We start from the raw sequence: 15,333 nt of genomic DNA, 5'->3' as shown, positions 1-15,333 counted from the left end.
AAGAGTTGTATGTTGGGAGACATTATTGCGTACAAGATCTTATGAGGGGGTTGGTTCGAGATGCCAGCCCTACTTGACAATGGCTCTACCCCCCAATTCACCCATATCTACCATTCCGTCATGTCCGTAATGTTGATAACATTACGGATTTTTTGTTTTTTTGTACTTACCATGAACAGAATGGATCTTATGCTACGCAATGTTCGTTCTCCGCGCAGGCACCTTTAAAAATTTTAAAAATTCATAGTAAGTAAGATACATCCATCCGGGAATACAAAACAGGAACATTGTCATAATAATTTTATAAATTTCTTAACAAAAAAATGGAACTAGATTCATAGATAAAGCATTCCCCGCAAGAAGTTGTACGGTCCATAAAAAACACAACTAAGTAACGTAACAAAATAGAAATTTCATAACGTTATAATGTTAGCTACTATGGATATTATCTGATTGAGGTGGTATGAGACTATGTCCAACCTTGAATTACTACACCGCCTATGCTGTTCATGCTGCCCAACAGCACCAACAGGTCCAACGGGACCAACATGTGTGTGTCCTCCGGGACCGCCAGGACCAGTGGGCCCACAAGGACCACAGGGACCGGCAGGACCACAGGGGCCACCAGGACCGGCGGGATCGACATGTGTATGCCCCCCAGGTCCAACAGGACCACCGGGGCCACAAGGACCAGCGGGAACACCAGGAGCACAAGGACCACAGGGACCACAAGGACCACAAGGACCAGCGGGAACACCAGGGGCACAGGGATTACAGGGACCACAAGGACCGGCAGGAACACCGGGAGCAGCGGGACCGGCAGGAACACCGGGAGCAGCGGGACCGGCAGGAACACCGGGAGCAGCGGGACCGGCAGGAACACCGGGAGCAGCGGGACCAGCAGGACCAGCAGGGACACCAGGAGCACCGGGGACACCAGGAACACCGGGAGCAGCGGGACCGGCGGGGGCAGCGGGAACACCAGGAGCGCAAGGAGCAGCGGGACCGGCGGGAGCAGCAGGGGCAGCAGGGGCAGCAGGTCCAGCAGGTCCAGCGGGAACACCGGGGGCAGCAGGGGCAGCAGGTCCAGCAGGTCCAGCGGGAACACCGGGGGCAGCAGGTCCAGCAGGTCCAGCAGGGGCAGCAGGGGCAGCAGGTCCAGCGGGGGCAGCAGGTCCAGCAGGGGCAGCAGGTCCAGCAGGAGCGGCAGGACCAGCGGGACCAGCGGGAGCAGCGGGTCCAGCAGGTCCAGCAGGTCCAGCAGGAGCGGCAGGACCAGCGGGACCAGCGGGAGCAACAGGACCACAAGGACCGCAGGGAATACAGGGGATACAAGGAATACAAGGAATACAAGGAATACAAGGAATACGAGGAACAACCGGTGCCACAGGACCTTGCTGCGCGGTTAGTTCCGCATATTACCAAATAATATCATTCGATTCGCCCCTCCCAATAACCGATATAATTTACCAAAATGGACCAAATATTAGGAGTTTTATTGGTTCAACTGTTATTTCTCTAGCACAAAACAGAATTTATGAGGTAATTGTTGGATTTACCAATGGTAGTAATGGTGTTTTGGGTGTAATTCATCCTACCTTAAATGGTGTATTTCTACCCTTTAATGTGGGTACGCCTATTAACCAAGAATTGGAAAGATCCTTCCTTATTCCAACTCCACCTGGGGGAGATAGTTTACTGAGTCTAGTAATTACGCGCAATCAGGGATTTTTGGCTGGACGCCAAGTAGTGGTAATAGAATTACCGAGTGGTAATTGATGGGTGAAAGGTTGTGGCCGGAGGACTGTGTGTCAAGAAGTCGTTCAAGAGATGAAGGTTGCTCGGCCCCTCGTAACCGGCTGATAGGTAGCAGGTTACAAACTGCCTAGTGCTGCTGGGGTAAAGTGCCCTGGTTGTGAGCGATCTAGGAAAAGGCAGGGCATGACCCTGTCAGGTGGGAATCGGGGAGATCAGCGAAAGCGAACCGTTCGAAGACGCATCGAAAAGGCTAGTTCATGTCAAAACCGATGTGGGGTCCTAACGTCGGGATGAACCGTGGGGGATGACCTATCTACTGCCCAGGTGGCATGCGGTGTATAGGCGGGATGAACCCCCGATGTAGGCTCTTGATCGGAACTTGAGAGATCGTCGTACGGCGTCTGGCTGCTGCCAGATGGAAAGACCGAGGACAACTGAGGTTCCGTGCACGAAGTCGGATCAGCTCATAGTAGTGAGGAAGCTTCTGTAATGGAAGTGGAGCGAAGGGGCTGACTCATCCTGAGGAGGACAGTAAAATGAAACTCTAGTGGGAGATCCGCTAGAGGAGATCACTGGAACCTCGGAGCAACATCCCTATAATCGAAGTAGGACCTAAAGGGTCTGAAGATTGGGATGGGATGAGAAGAGCTGGATGATGATGCGAGAGTATCACGTCCAGTTCTGTGAGGGACTCGGCTGAAATGCCGGGTCTACTCGACGAGGGGATTTCTGAAGTTCCTCTTGCTATTATAAATTTATAAAATATATTAAAATAATTAATTTATTTGTACTCCTTTGTACTCCATTGAGATGTAATTTCCACGCTAACGTGATCAAATTCTTGGGTACTGGGTTGGTTCTGAGCTAGTGAACGACGCATTTGATTTCCCTATAAGCAACACGATCCTGTATTGCGTCCGTGATACAGGCGAAGGAAACCTGGACAATATCATTAATCTTTGAGGTAATGTTCAATTCCATAGAAACAACACCGGTCAATCTTTTGATACAACTTGCACCACCATGGTCACGATCACAAAATATAGCCATAATATTTACTATTCCTATTAGTAGTATATTAGGATTGTTCCGAAATCCGCCCTTGCATCGATCGGGAAATCATTTGCGGTTTTGGGGTGCAACAGCATTTAGCATTGTACTTTGATTCGTCCAACCCATCCGTTGGACGGCCCTTCCTTTCATCCCAACGTTGTGTCTCATTTTTTTCTTCCCTCCATGAAGAAATCCGTGAAGAAATCTGTCCATAAAAAAAACTTGAGACGGCGGGTCCAACAAAGAGTGCTACATCCCAGCTCCCTGCCATGAAAATCGGACCTAGCCACCCATAGAAATTTTTCTAAATCAGGGATCCCACAAATTGAATATTTCATGCTCGGGGAGATATGGGGTGGGGGACAGTGTGACCGGTTGAGAATTTCGATTCAAGCACTACTTCACTTACTTTTTGGGGCCTTCATATCGATCACTGATTTCACTTTTATGGTAGATAGTCCATTTCTGTGTAGGGAATCTTGATGTTCGGGGGGGAACATGGGTAATTCCTTGAATCCAGATTTCGGCCAAGGGACCAAACTCCTACGGAAATCCCCTTTTTGAATGATCCATGGCAATTATCATAAAAATATTATTTTATTTAAATTTATAATTTTAAAATAATAAAAATTTATTAAAGAAGGGATAAATACATGTGATTTTAAACTTATTTCCTCCTTGCGGTTTCCCCTCCGTATGTAATATCCCCATCATTACGGGACCCACGGGATTCACAGGACCTACAGGATCCACAGGACCTACGGGATTCACAGGATTCACAGGATCCACAGGACCTACGGGATTCACAGGATTCACAGGACCCACAGGACCCACAGGACCCACAGGACCCACAGGACCCACAGGACCCACGGGTGATCCAGGGGCTACAGGATCCACGGGTGGTACAGGGATTACAGGGATTACAGGGGCTACGGGGGCTACAGGCCCTGGTTTGAATACGGATGTGACTATAGTAGCGGGAGGAGGTGCCGACAACCAAATCATCACCCCTACCCCCAACCCAGGTCCAGGAGCTACCGGAACTGCTGTAATTCTACAAACCGGTAACGGCCAAATATACGGAAGCGGGGATATACTGCTCATTGGAACCACAGATATCCTACTACCGAGTACCGGAACCTATTTAATGTCCTTTCACATAGATGCTAACTACTCCACTACTACCGGTACTGCTCCTGCTGCCGGTGCGCAGGGCAGTTATGTAGCCTATTTCCGACAGTTCACAGCGGATTTTTTCTTCAATCAAATAGTTGCGTTCTGGGTTGGCCCCGCTCTATTCGGCGATGCATTTGATTCTTCTATAAGCAACACGGTTCTGGGTTGTGTTCGTGATATTCCACCACACGGACTCAACAACCACTTTCGTCTTGAGATACAATTTAGCAGCTTTAATCCAGCAGTACCGGTCAATCTTAATGTACAACTTCCATCCACCATGGTCACGATAACAAAATATAGCGATAGTATTTGCAGCTAATTTGTATAGATGTCGAGTAGGGCTGGCATCTCACCCAACCCTCTCACAGAACCACACGTAATACTCTCGCATTATGTGGCTCTTATGGTCCCATATAGGATTTTGCCCATTCATCAGAACCCCAGTCTGGTGTCACGTTCTTTGTACCTTCCTCTGCTGTGTTCTATCCGGATTTCGATCCCTTGGAGCAATATCCCCATAATCGAAGTATGACCTAATAAAGGGTCTGAAGATTGGGATGGGATGAGAAGAGCTGGATGATGCGAGAGTATCACGTCCAGTTCTGTGAGGGACTCGGCTGAAATGCCGGGTCTACTCGACAAGGGGATTTCTGAAGTTCCTCTTGCTATTATAAATTTATAAAATATATTAAAATAATTAATTTATTTGTACTCCTTTGTACTCCTTTGTACTCCTTTGTACTCCATTGAGATGTAATTTCCACGCTAACGTGATCAAATTCTTGGATACTGGGTTGGTTCTGAGCTAGTTAACGACGCCATTTGATTTCCCCATAAGCAACACGGTCCTGTGTTGCGTCCGTGATGCAGGCGAAGGAAACTTGAACAATATCATTAATCTCTGAGGTAATGTTCAATTCCATAGGAACAACAACGGTCAATCTTTTGATACAACTTGCACCACCATGGTCACGATCACAAAATATAGCCATAATATTTACTATTACTATTAGTAGTGTATTAGGATTGTTCCGAAATCCGCCCTTGCATCGATTGGGAAATCATTTGCGGTTTTGGGGTGCAACAGCATTCAGGATTGTAGTTTGATTCGTCCAACCCATCCGTTGGACGGCCCTTCCTTTCATCCCAACGTTGTGTCTCATTTTTTTCTTCCCTCCATGAAGAAATCTGTCCATAAAAAAAAGCTTGAGACAGCGAGTCCAACAAAGAGTGCTATATCCCAGCTCCCTGCCATGAAAACCGGACCTAGCCACCCATAGAAATTTTTCTAAATCAGGGATCCCACAAATTGAATATTTCATGCTCGGGGAGATATGGGGTGGGGGACAGTGTGACCGGTTGAGAATTTCGATTCAAGCACTACTTCACTTACTTTTTGGAGCCTTCATATCGATCACTGATTTCACTTTTATGGTAGATAGTCCATTTCTGTGTAGGGAATCTTGATGTTCGGGGGAGAACATGGGTAATTCCTTGAATCCAGATTTCGGCCAAGGGACCAAACTCCTAGGAAATCCCCTTTTTGAATGATCCCTGTCAATTGTCATAAAAAATATTATTTTATTTAAATTTATAATTTTAAAATAATAAAAATTTATTAAAGAAGGGATAAATATATATGATTTGCAATTCATTTCCTCCTTGTGGTTTCCCCTCTGTGTGCAATATTAGCAGTATTACGGGACTCACAGGACCCACGGGACCCACGGGACCCACAGGACCCACAGGACCCACAGGACCCACAGGTGATCCAGGGGCTACAGGATCCACAGGACCCACAGGACCCACAGGTGATCCAGGGGCTACAGGATCCACGGGACCCACAGGGCCTACGGGACCGGGACCCACGGGCGGTACAGGGATTACAGGGATCACAGGGGTTACAGGAACTACGGGAACAACAGGGGTCACAGGAGTAACAGGGCCCACGGGACCGTCAATAACAACGGATGCTACTTTAGTTCCTCAAACTGCTTTTGTTCTCACACCCGCAATGGGGGAAGTTCCTTTACCCTTTGGCCCGTTCCCCACAAGAATAGGTAGTGGAAACATTCTTACGAATCTTACCGGTACAAATATTATATTACCCTCCGTGGGGTCTTATGTAGCGTCTTTTAATGTAACTGCTTTTCTTATCATTAGTGCGCCAGCGGCGTTTTCGCAATTAGCCCTGATTCTCCGCTTCCAACAACTCAATACAAGTGCAACATTCAATGCCGCTGTAGTAGGATCTTCAACACAGAAAGATGCTGCAAGTATTGGTGGTTCTGCAACTTCGGTTTCTATATCCAGAACAGTCATGATATGTGTTAGTGACACAGGTGGAGGAGATCTGAATAATCTCATACAATTGAGAGTGCTAGCATTGTCTCCTTCTGGAACTGCTATAGGATTTAATATAGACAACGTTGAAACCAATGTCACCATAACTCAATATTCAGATCTTATCTGTGCTAGCTATTAAAGTTGGGAACCGTCTCAATTTTTTTGTAGGACTTCCGAAGCGTAAAAACCTGTACCCTCGCAGGGGCAGGTTTTTCATTTATTGTATGAAATATAAAAATAGTAGTGCACTGTAGGTGTCGAGCCGGTGGTGTTAAGTGGCTTAACCCCCCGTTGGCAGCATCCCGTTGGGGGTGTGAATTCCTGAACAAGATTTTCATGCTATACGCCCTTTGCGTTGCCTTCTCCCCTCACTTGTTAGGAGGAGGGGCTTGGTTCTACTTTGCGTAATCGCCCGAGTTTGACATGAATGATTTGGTTTTGATAGGATCAGGGCGATCGCTTGAGTTTGACATGAACGATTTGGTTTTGATTAGGATCAGGGGCGGTTCGTTCTGTATCAGTTTGGGTTGCGAGAATTGTGAGGAGGAAGATTGTTCTTCTGCGATCGTGATTAAAAAACTAATTTTTTTGTATAGTGTGTCAAGTTGTTGATAAAGAAATTGAAGTAAAATTTAGATTAGGCTAAACACAGCTACACGTACCTTTCATCTGGAGCACAGTGATTTTAAAAAACTGAATAAGGTTTTGTTGAGGAATATGTTTGCATGAGGTTTTAAGAACAGGCAGAAAGAATTCTTTTCTAAGTGGAAGGGGATGAGCGAGCTTGATTTCCAAGGTTGTGTATCGACGGTTATTAATGGGGTTGTGCGTTTTTTCTTTAGCCACGGGTTCTCTTAGTAGACCCCACCATGCCCAAGAATCCCTTGTAAATGACTCTGTTGGGGAAATGAACTCTGATTCAGCCTGTATGGGGGGCTCCCAGTACTTGATGGAAATTTTTGAGAGGGCACAGAATTGGTTGAATATAGAACAGATTCCCCTGCAAAATGACCCACCAAGTGACAACTTGAGGAGTCATTTTATGAAATTAAGAAATATTCTTGATGAGCAGGGAATAAGAATTAGTGAAGATGGGAGTGAGGCCCAGGTCATTCGTTTTTCTCTAAGGAGTTCTGCACCGAAATCAGTAAAAAAGGCAATGGAAGAGAAGATAAAACAACCATTTTTTACTGTGGAAGTACGCCCTGTATATAGGGATGGGCGGAAAATCGGGTATGCGAGGGAATTTTCTTCCGACATATTTGGTTTTTTAACAGCGGTTGATACTTACGTTGATGGTAAATATAGAATTATTGTTCTTAAAGAAAATGGCGAAATTGAATGGATCGATCCCAATGAAAACAGGGGCATGGGTGTCGTCGATGGAAATAGGATATACTGATTCTTCCCTACGTTTCAAAAGGGATCACTGTGCTAGGTGTCAGGCTGTGAAGAATTTCGTTTGTGGGGGTGGTCCCGTTATTTGGAGGGCCGTCAACGGTATAAAGACATGTGCAAAATATTGTCTTCGATTGGGTCCTAACGTTGCGGCGGGTGTGTGTTCTGCTATTTGTGCGGTTGTCTTGGGTTTTGGTTGTTACCTTTCCTCGGCTGATGCGTGTGATTATTGGTGCGACTGAAGCAAGCAATATGACTTAGTATACGGTCACTATTCCCATCGTTGTTTCCCTTGTCACTATTTGTTTTTTACTAGTTTTTTCAACTATTTTTTTGACATTGTGGTGTTCCGTTTGTTTTGGATATAATTTTTTGGGGATGCCAGAACCTGGGGTCTATGGTTTCGAGAACCGGTCAGGATCCGTACAACAGGGGATTTTTGATCAGATAAGAGGAAGGGTTTGGGTCGCAAAGACAGGGTGAAAAATACCACATAGTTCCCGACTTGGTCCATAGATCCTACGGGTGAATGGTAGTAAAAATAGTATGTTATATGGATAAATATAAAATTTTATATAGTATTATAAATTATTTTCAGGATAGAGTATGTAGAAAAAAACTATTTTATGGTTGAGGGGTATGGGTAGCATGCATTCATCGAAACATAGATCCAATGATTCGGGCTTTTCTGATGAATATGCAGGATATAATTTTTTTTATGCGAATGTAAGGTTTTGGTTTCTTGTTTTTATTTTTCAATCGGTATTAATTTTTTGCTCTGCACTTTATAGACCATCAGTTGATTCATCCAAAATAGGTTTATTTCCTGAAATGTGTGTTGGAGCGTTGACAAAGAGCTTAACGTATTGTGGGTTATTTTTGTTGTTACGGTTGTCTTTGCATGGTTGGGGTGGGTTTAAGGACTATTGCAGAAAAGTGGGTAGTCATTTCATTCGGTTGCGTTCTGGCAGGAAAAAGTATTTTCTATTGGCTCAACAGCAAAGCATGACGAAGTTACGTTGGTTTTCCATTTCATTGTTTGGTGTTACCTGTTTTCTCTCTTCCCTTGGCTTGTTTTTATATGTTTATTCTTCCGTTTGGATTCTTACAGCGGGAATCATAGGTGGGTGCGTTGTGATTCAATGGCAAAGATTGCGTGAGCAACGTTTGCGCAGAAAGGAATGGGATTGGGTTGCCTGTATGTGTTCTCTAAAAACAGAATTCATATTTTCCTCAGCTTTTGCCATTTTGTATATAATGTCCCTCCATACATACAATCATTACGGAAGCACTTTGTCCTCACATCTTTTTCTTTTTTCCAAGAAAGTTTTAGTAAATTTTATAGATTTCATAGGTCCTTTCTTTGTTTTCCCTTGTTGGTTGCATATGATACTTGGAAAAAAACCCTCCTTATTAGAATCTGAACGAAATATGGGTTGGTATGATGAACTTTGGGATTCTTTTGTTCCCCTTCCTTTATATTGGTTTTTGCAGGTAAATATATTTAGAAAACTGTTCTTTCTCCTGGTGGTGATTATGGCATTCTTTTTATTCATTATAATAGCTTATTAGGATAGCTGCTGAGGTATTTGAGGATTTTGGCCAAACTTCGGGCTCGGAATATCATCAGGGACTTTTGCCTAATTCTGGATTTTAAAAATGGATTAGGCGGTGGTGGTGGGCGGTTTTAGGAGAAGGCGGGGATAGAATCCCTGTTCGGTGGGGATTGGAGGGTTCAATGGGTGGGAGTGGATCGGTCATGTCGAAACCAAAGTGTGGCTTGATATGTCGGGGGAGTCACAAAAGACGACCCCTTACGTTCCATGCGGCGTTCGGTCCGGTGCACGGGAGAGAAGGACTCTGAGTTAGGCTCTCATGGGAACCACGGGAGGGTTGTGTTGCACGGACACTTGTCTTTAGCCCCAAGGTCAGGGTTGTATGGACGATGCCTACACCCTTGATTTCTAGCTAGCACCTTTCGGTGAAAAACCGTCTAAGGCGCCACGACGGTTTTCCACCGGGCAACTCCCCCCATCCGACGAGTTTTCCCACGGAACGGAGATCCCGTATTCCTCCTCAAGAATCCCACTGCCTAGTCCTGGAGTAACCTATGTGGTACGATCCTTCCAGCATCGGACTGGGTATTCGCCCATCCCAAGATCCATTACACCCCTAAATCCCGCAGTGGTAGCGTTCTGTTCGGCCCATTATTTTCTGAATTTACAATAAATTAGTGATTAAGGGAACCTTTATAAACATAAGGAATATCCCCCGAGGATACAAAAACAGGAACAGTGTCATAAAAAAATATTATTATGTCATCCAATTGCTTTACCAAAAGATGAGACTAGATTCATAGATAGGACATTCCCCACAAGAAATTGCACGGTCCCCAATACCCCATGGGGAAACCTATTCAGGAATACCAGGAGGGCTTTCAGGGACGAAACAACCCCCCTGAAAGCCCTGTTCAAGAATCTACACCCATAATGGGGTACTTGCCCGGAAACCCTATGGGGGTATCAACGTCACCTCCTCTAATTATTAATAATGAATTTGCCGTCATATCTATTGCCATTATTGCAACCAACAGATGTAAGTATCAACCCAATACCAATAGCACCGGCAACAATCGGAACGAATCGCTTAGAACGATTATGTGTTTTTCCTCCTAGATCCTCTGCAGAGGTGTCAGTGTTAGGCTGTTCATCACCTAATAAAACGTTTTCCTGATGATTTTCCACCGCTGCATATTCCATACTATCAACAGTTTTTTCAGCGGCAAACACCTGCCCAACGTTGGTAAACGACCCCAATATGCTAAAGGAGCAAACTGCAACAGCGATAACCGTCTTTCTAATGCGTGTGTCCTTAATAAACATTATTCATCATCCTTCATTATAGTATTTTAGCACCTGCCCAGAGCCTATGGAGTCAGAGAAAATTTCTGCGGATAGAGCGGATGCCACCGCATCACCAAAAACTATGCATCCCAACCCCACACTGCCCATCCTTGGAAATCTATAGCATAGATCAATCAGCAATCCTATAAGTGGTAATATTTGTGGTGGCTTTGATTGCAACCATTAACAACAATACTTAGTCCTGCTGCAAGTGCGGCAGCAGCAATAGCTGGAACGAATCGCTTAGAACGCTGGTGAACTTCTCCCTCATCCCCAACAACAGCAGTAGTAGGCAAGGATAGGTCTCCCACGGACGGGGTACTTCCCCTCGCGGCCATGCTATTTTGAATTGAAGAAATCTTATCCAATTCCTCCGCTGACACCGGTCCGAGGGAGTAAGTAAGAACGGCACCTGACAGCATTACACATGCAACGGCTTTTACTAGTCCTCTATTCTGTCCAGACAATTTCATAATGTAGACCACTCCTTCTAAATTTTAATTTTATCAGTCAATGTTAAAAAGATCGTAGTCCGTACAATGCTACAGATCGTGGTGAACTATCCCCCTCACTACTTACTATACCTAAATGTTACACCTAAACGATGTGAAAAACAGGTACAAACAAGATCGTAATATATAGTCCTATGTATTGGCAACCCAAGGAAAAAAGGGTTGGGTTCACTATTGTTATCATTAAAAATTTATTTATGTTATATAAGTATAATTTATTTATACAAACAAAATATTTTTATTTTTAATAATAAATTAATCATTTATTAAATTTTTTTTCATATGATGCAAGAAGGCCCTAATAACAGAGGCCCAACGGAACTTATTAGGATGGCAAGAAAAGAGAACTCAGGGTGTCGGGTCAAAAGTCTCTAGTGAGGCTCCCGAATCAGCGGGGTCCTATCCGGATTCCCAATCAGGATATAGTTATCTACTAAATGAAAGTACCTATGGACATCCTTATAACATAATTACATTTTTCTTGTAAGGGAATCTTTTCATATATTTTTAAAATATTTTGATTCAATGAAACGGGGTTGTGGTAAATGAAGGCAGCATCCGAACGGGAGGAAATCCCTCCCAAAATCCTGTTCAGAAATTCACACCCCCAACGGGATGTTGCCCACACTGTCTAGATACCTGGGCAATATGTTGTTCATTCTTGACTTGTTCAACCGCCTTTTGTTTGAATTCCAACGAGAATTTTTTTCGAACTGTTTTCATGTTTACCCCCCACAGGAAAGTACCCCTATTGTACCGATCAGGGTCAATTATACTAGGGGGCCTAATAGCGAGGTTCCAGTGATCTCCTCCAGTGGATCCCCTACTAAAGTTTCGTTTTACTGTCCTCCTCAGGATGAGTCAGCCCCTTCGCTCCACTTCCATTACAGAAGCTTCTTCACTACTATGAGCTGATCCGACTTCGTGCACGGAACCTCGGTTTGTCCTCGGTCTTTCATCTGGCGACAGCCAGACGCCGTACGACGATTTCTCAAGTTCCGATCAAGAGCCTAAATCGGGTTCATCCCGCCTGTACATCGCATGCCACCGGGGCAGAAGATAGGTCGTCCCCCACGGTTCATCCCGACGTTAGTTGCCTACCTCGGTTTTGACATGGACTATGCCTTTCGATGCGTCTTCGAACGGTTCGCTTTCGCTGATCTCCCCGATTCACACCTGACAGGATCATGCCCTGCTTTTTCCTAGATCGTTCACTACCAGGGCACTTTACTCCAGCAGCACTAGGCGGTTTGTAACCTGCTATCTATCAGTCGGTTACGAAGGGCCGAGCAACCTTCATCTCTTGAACAACTTCTTGACACACGAACCCCCCCAGGTCCGGAGTTTGGCCAAGATCCAAATGGCCAACCGGTGCCGTCTATACTTTTGACCCGATACCCCAATGGGTTCCGTTGGGCCTCTGTTATTTAGATCCCTCTTGCATCATATTAAAAAAATTTTTAAAATGATTAGTTTATTATTAAGAACAAAAATATGTTATTTATGTAAATAAAGTATAATTATGTAATTTAAATCAATGTTGAATGTAAACAATAGTGAACTCAATCCGTTTTTTCCTTGAGTTGCTAATACATAGGACTATATATTATGATCTTGTCTGTACCTGTTTTCTATATCTCTTAGGTGTAACATTCAGGATAGTAAGTAGTGGGGGGGATGGTTCACTACAATCTTCGGTGGAAAATTATCAGGAAAACGTTTTGTTAGGTGATGAACAGCCTCTCACTAACACCTTTGCAAAGAATCTAGGAGAAAAAACACATAATCGTTCTAAGCGATTCGTTCCACTTGTTGCTGCTTCCGTACTTGCAGCAGCAACAAGTATTGTCGGTAATGGTTGCGATCAAAGCACCCACAACCATTACCACTGATAGGATTGCTGATTGATCCATGCTATAGATTTCCAAAGGATGGGCAGTATGGGTTGGGGTGTATAGTTTTTGGTGATGCGGTGGCATCCGCTCTATCCGTAGAAATTTTCTCTGACGATATAGGCTCTAGGCAGGTGCTAAAATACTATAATGAAGGATGATGAATAATGTTTATTAAGGACACACGCATTAGAAAGACGGTTATCGCTGTTGCAGTTTGCTCCTTTAGCATACTGGGGTCGTTTACCAACGTTGGGCAGGTGTTTGCCGCTGAAAAAAATGTTGATAGTATGGAATATGCAGCGGTGGAAAATCATCAGGAAAACGTTCTATTAGGTGATGAACAGCCTCTCACTAACACCTTTGCAAAGAATCTAGGAGAAAAAACACATAATCGTTCTAAGCGATTTGTTCCGGTTATTGCCGGTGCTATTGGTATTGGGTTGATGCTTACATCTGTTGGTTGCAATAATAACAATGATTATAGTGGCACCATCGTTGTTAATAATCGAAGGAGGTGACGTTGATACCCCCATATAGGGTTTCCGGGCAAAGTACCCCCATTGTGGGTGTAGGATTCTCGAACAGGGCTTTCAGGGGGTTGTTTCGTCCCTGAAAGCCCCCCCGGTTATTCCCGAATGGGTTTCCCCACGGGGTGTTGTTGTAAACGCCTACATTCTTGCGGGCGGGGGGATTATGGTATCGGTTGGTAAACTGGGATGCGGGGGAAGGTAATGTCGCAATATATTACAATGACTCTTTTATTGAATATTATTCTCGAATTGTTACTTATTTTTTTAGTTGTGAAATTGGATCATGATCGTCATCGGTATACTATGGCGTTGGGGGACAGTTCTCGTTGGGGTTTGTTTCTGGGTCGGGATAGGATGGTAGATGTCCTATTTCTGGTTCTGTATGTTGCTTGGATGGGGTATGATCTATTCAAAAAAATTGGGTCCCTCTCCATTGGGGAGCGGTTGTTTGCCGAGGGTTTTTTTCCCATACCGATAGGGGACCAGCTCCCCCTTTATGGTCTTTTCGCCCTCTACTTATCATTGGGTGTGTTTTTTGTGTGTCCTACATTTCGATCATACATAATGTCTAAATTGTGTTTGAATCCCCAACGATACATTCATCGTATTGCGGTATGGTGGATGTTCTCTTGTTTTATCAATCTTATATACACAAAGTTTTTCATACCAGTCACTGATTACGGGGACAGAATGGAGGATATCCCGTTTTTACTGTTGACGAAATGCCAAGAACTATTGCTTGCCGTACTTGCCGTCGGGGGCGGTAGTACTCGTAATGGGAAAGAAACATGGATTCGACTGGGGATGAACAGGAAACCCACGGGGATGGGTGTTTTATTGTCTTTTTCCCTAAAGATTACACTCGATTTTTCATTGTCCATAATAAGCCAATGGGTAGGTACATCTGGTGGTGGGTATATTCATCCGACGTTGAGTTGGTTGAATGCTATTGTAATAACCATTATGCCTGCAGTTGGGGAGGAACTGCTCTTCCGGGGTGTTCTTCAACCACGCGTGGGTATTGGGGCCACCAGTGTTTTGTTCGCCGCGGCACATAGTTCGCATGATTTATTTGGAATTATTGGTGTTTTTTTAGATTCGTTGTTGTATGGTTGGATTGCACGTCGATATTCCATATGGTTGTCCATAGGATTGCATATGTACAATAATGCTGCTGCTAGTATGAATGATATCGGGTAGATCTAGATTAGGATTCTCCTTCCACAGAATCACACGTACTATGTTTGCATCATTCGGTCCCCTCTATTCCATAGGATCTGCCCCTATCAGATGCCGGTCCGGCGGGTTGGGTAGGTGCAGCAAGGTTTCCAACCACTCAACACTGCCAGTCATCCTGGTGATGAGCGGTTAGGAAAAGGTAGAATCCTTGTCCGGTGGGGATTAGGGGGCTCAACGAGGGTGGAGCGTTTGAGGACATACCGAAAAGGACCGTTCATGTCGAAACCAAAGTATGGCTTGATATGTCGGGGGAGTCACAAAAGACGACCCCTTACGTTCCATGCGGCGTCCGGTCCGGTGCGCAGAGGGAAGGACCCTGATTTAGGCCCTCATGGGAACCACGGGAGACTGTGTTGCACAGACACTGGTCCTTAGCCAGGTGAAAGGGCTTGAGGGTATACCGAGGCTTTCGTGAACCGAGTCGGATCAACTCATAGTAGGGAAGAAACCCTTGTAATGAGGGTGGAGCGAAGGAATGGTCTGCCTGGGCCAGCCAACGTACCATCCGAAGCAAAGAGAT

At 44.8% G+C, this 15,333-nt stretch carries 14 protein-coding genes; 8 read left to right on the top strand and 6 right to left on the bottom strand.

Annotated elements, in window-relative coordinates; all coding sequences use genetic code 11:
- Window positions 1-471: 471 nt before the first annotated feature.
- Complete coding sequence (locus PPRES148_RS04075) at window positions 472-1,779, top strand: hypothetical protein (protein WP_149453358.1); 1,308 nt, start codon at window positions 472-474, stop codon at window positions 1,777-1,779.
- Window positions 1,780-2,622: 843 nt separating this feature from the next.
- On the opposite strand, the gene PPRES148_RS04070 is transcribed toward PPRES148_RS04075, so the two are convergent.
- Window positions 2,623-2,808, bottom strand: coding sequence for a hypothetical protein (locus PPRES148_RS04070; protein WP_149453357.1), 186 nt, complete (start codon window positions 2,806-2,808; stop codon window positions 2,623-2,625).
- A gap of 658 nt (window positions 2,809-3,466) precedes the next feature.
- Between PPRES148_RS04070 and PPRES148_RS12845 the strand changes: the two genes are divergently transcribed.
- Complete coding sequence (locus tag PPRES148_RS12845; RefSeq protein ID WP_187820562.1) at window positions 3,467-4,309, top strand: hypothetical protein; 843 nt, start codon at window positions 3,467-3,469, stop codon at window positions 4,307-4,309.
- Window positions 4,310-4,799: 490 nt separating this feature from the next.
- Here the strand turns inward: PPRES148_RS12845 and PPRES148_RS04060 are convergent, their stop codons facing one another.
- A complete protein-coding gene (locus PPRES148_RS04060; RefSeq protein ID WP_149453355.1) occupies window positions 4,800-4,982 on the bottom strand; it encodes a hypothetical protein in 183 nt (60 codons plus the stop codon).
- A gap of 647 nt (window positions 4,983-5,629) precedes the next feature.
- Here PPRES148_RS04060 and PPRES148_RS10925 point away from each other — a divergent pair.
- The 4 genes from PPRES148_RS10925 to PPRES148_RS04040 all read left to right on the top strand — a co-directional run bounded on the left by PPRES148_RS10925 (window position 5,630) and on the right by PPRES148_RS04040 (window position 9,306).
- A complete protein-coding gene (locus PPRES148_RS10925; protein ID WP_187820560.1) occupies window positions 5,630-6,475 on the top strand; it encodes a hypothetical protein in 846 nt (281 codons plus the stop codon).
- Between the two features lie 807 nt (window positions 6,476-7,282).
- A complete protein-coding gene (locus PPRES148_RS04050) occupies window positions 7,283-7,738 on the top strand; it encodes a hypothetical protein (RefSeq protein WP_149453354.1) in 456 nt (151 codons plus the stop codon).
- A complete protein-coding gene (locus PPRES148_RS04045) occupies window positions 7,719-7,976 on the top strand; it encodes a hypothetical protein (RefSeq protein WP_149453353.1) in 258 nt (85 codons plus the stop codon). Before PPRES148_RS04050 ends, PPRES148_RS04045 begins: the two co-directional genes overlap by 20 nt.
- Before the next feature lie 589 nt (window positions 7,977-8,565).
- Window positions 8,566-9,306 (top strand): hypothetical protein, encoded by a 741-nt coding sequence (locus tag PPRES148_RS04040; RefSeq protein ID WP_149453352.1) that lies wholly within the window; start codon window positions 8,566-8,568, stop codon window positions 9,304-9,306.
- A gap of 965 nt (window positions 9,307-10,271) precedes the next feature.
- On the opposite strand, the gene PPRES148_RS04035 is transcribed toward PPRES148_RS04040, so the two are convergent.
- From PPRES148_RS04035 to PPRES148_RS04025, 3 genes are all read right to left on the bottom strand, one after another.
- Complete coding sequence (locus PPRES148_RS04035) at window positions 10,272-10,616, bottom strand: hypothetical protein (RefSeq protein WP_149453351.1); 345 nt, start codon at window positions 10,614-10,616, stop codon at window positions 10,272-10,274.
- Window positions 10,617-10,780: 164 nt separating this feature from the next.
- Window positions 10,781-11,110 (bottom strand): hypothetical protein, encoded by a 330-nt coding sequence (locus PPRES148_RS04030; RefSeq protein ID WP_149453350.1) that lies wholly within the window; start codon window positions 11,108-11,110, stop codon window positions 10,781-10,783.
- A 630-nt stretch (window positions 11,111-11,740) separates the two neighbouring features.
- Entirely contained in the window at window positions 11,741-11,872 is a 132-nt protein-coding gene (locus tag PPRES148_RS04025; RefSeq protein WP_149453349.1) for a transposase, read from the bottom strand.
- 1,336 nt (window positions 11,873-13,208) lie between these two features.
- On the opposite strand from PPRES148_RS04025, the gene PPRES148_RS04020 reads away from it, so the two are divergent.
- Together PPRES148_RS04020 and PPRES148_RS04015 are read left to right on the top strand one after the other, a co-directional pair.
- The gene (locus PPRES148_RS04020; protein ID WP_149453348.1) at window positions 13,209-13,562 is read left to right on the top strand and encodes a hypothetical protein; all 354 of its coding nucleotides are present in this window, start codon (window positions 13,209-13,211) and stop codon (window positions 13,560-13,562) included.
- A gap of 213 nt (window positions 13,563-13,775) precedes the next feature.
- Window positions 13,776-14,774, top strand: coding sequence for a CPBP family intramembrane glutamic endopeptidase (locus PPRES148_RS04015; RefSeq protein WP_223127945.1), 999 nt, complete (start codon window positions 13,776-13,778; stop codon window positions 14,772-14,774).
- 310 nt (window positions 14,775-15,084) lie between these two features.
- Here PPRES148_RS04015 and PPRES148_RS04010 read toward each other — a convergent pair whose 3' ends face one another.
- On the bottom strand, window positions 15,085-15,327 hold the full coding sequence (locus PPRES148_RS04010; RefSeq protein ID WP_149453346.1) for a hypothetical protein: 243 nt from the start codon (window positions 15,325-15,327) through the stop codon (window positions 15,085-15,087).
- Between the last annotated feature and the right edge of the window lie 6 nt (window positions 15,328-15,333).

Source organism: Pasteuria penetrans (assembly GCF_900538055.1).
In the GTDB taxonomy this organism is placed as follows: domain Bacteria; phylum Bacillota; class Bacilli; order Thermoactinomycetales; family Thermoactinomycetaceae; genus Pasteuria; species Pasteuria penetrans.
Note: the sequence above shows the minus strand (reverse complement) of the source record. Positions and strands in the feature narration are given on the sequence as shown.

Excerpts from the sequence above, each read along its gene's own strand:
- PPRES148_RS04070 (WP_149453357.1), bottom strand. The coding sequence starts at position 2,808 with ATGGCTATATTTTGTGATCGTGACCATGGTGGTGCAAGTTGTATCAAA.
- PPRES148_RS04060 (WP_149453355.1), bottom strand. The coding sequence starts at position 4,982 with ATGGCTATATTTTGTGATCGTGACCATGGTGGTGCAAGTTGTATCAAA.
- PPRES148_RS04040 (WP_149453352.1), top strand. The coding sequence starts at position 8,566 with ATGTGTGTTGGAGCGTTGACAAAGAGCTTAACGTATTGTGGGTTATTT.
- PPRES148_RS04030 (WP_149453350.1), bottom strand. The coding sequence starts at position 11,110 with ATGAAATTGTCTGGACAGAATAGAGGACTAGTAAAAGCCGTTGCATGT.
- PPRES148_RS04035 (WP_149453351.1), bottom strand. The coding sequence starts at position 10,616 with ATGTTTATTAAGGACACACGCATTAGAAAGACGGTTATCGCTGTTGCA.
- PPRES148_RS04025 (WP_149453349.1), bottom strand. The coding sequence starts at position 11,872 with ATGAAAACAGTTCGAAAAAAATTCTCGTTGGAATTCAAACAAAAGGCG.
- PPRES148_RS04075 (WP_149453358.1), top strand. The coding sequence starts at position 472 with ATGTCCAACCTTGAATTACTACACCGCCTATGCTGTTCATGCTGCCCA.
- PPRES148_RS04045 (WP_149453353.1), top strand. The coding sequence starts at position 7,719 with ATGGAAATAGGATATACTGATTCTTCCCTACGTTTCAAAAGGGATCAC.
- PPRES148_RS10925 (WP_187820560.1), top strand. The coding sequence starts at position 5,630 with ATGATTTGCAATTCATTTCCTCCTTGTGGTTTCCCCTCTGTGTGCAAT.
- PPRES148_RS04020 (WP_149453348.1), top strand. The coding sequence starts at position 13,209 with ATGTTTATTAAGGACACACGCATTAGAAAGACGGTTATCGCTGTTGCA.
- PPRES148_RS04015 (WP_223127945.1), top strand. The coding sequence starts at position 13,776 with ATGTCGCAATATATTACAATGACTCTTTTATTGAATATTATTCTCGAA.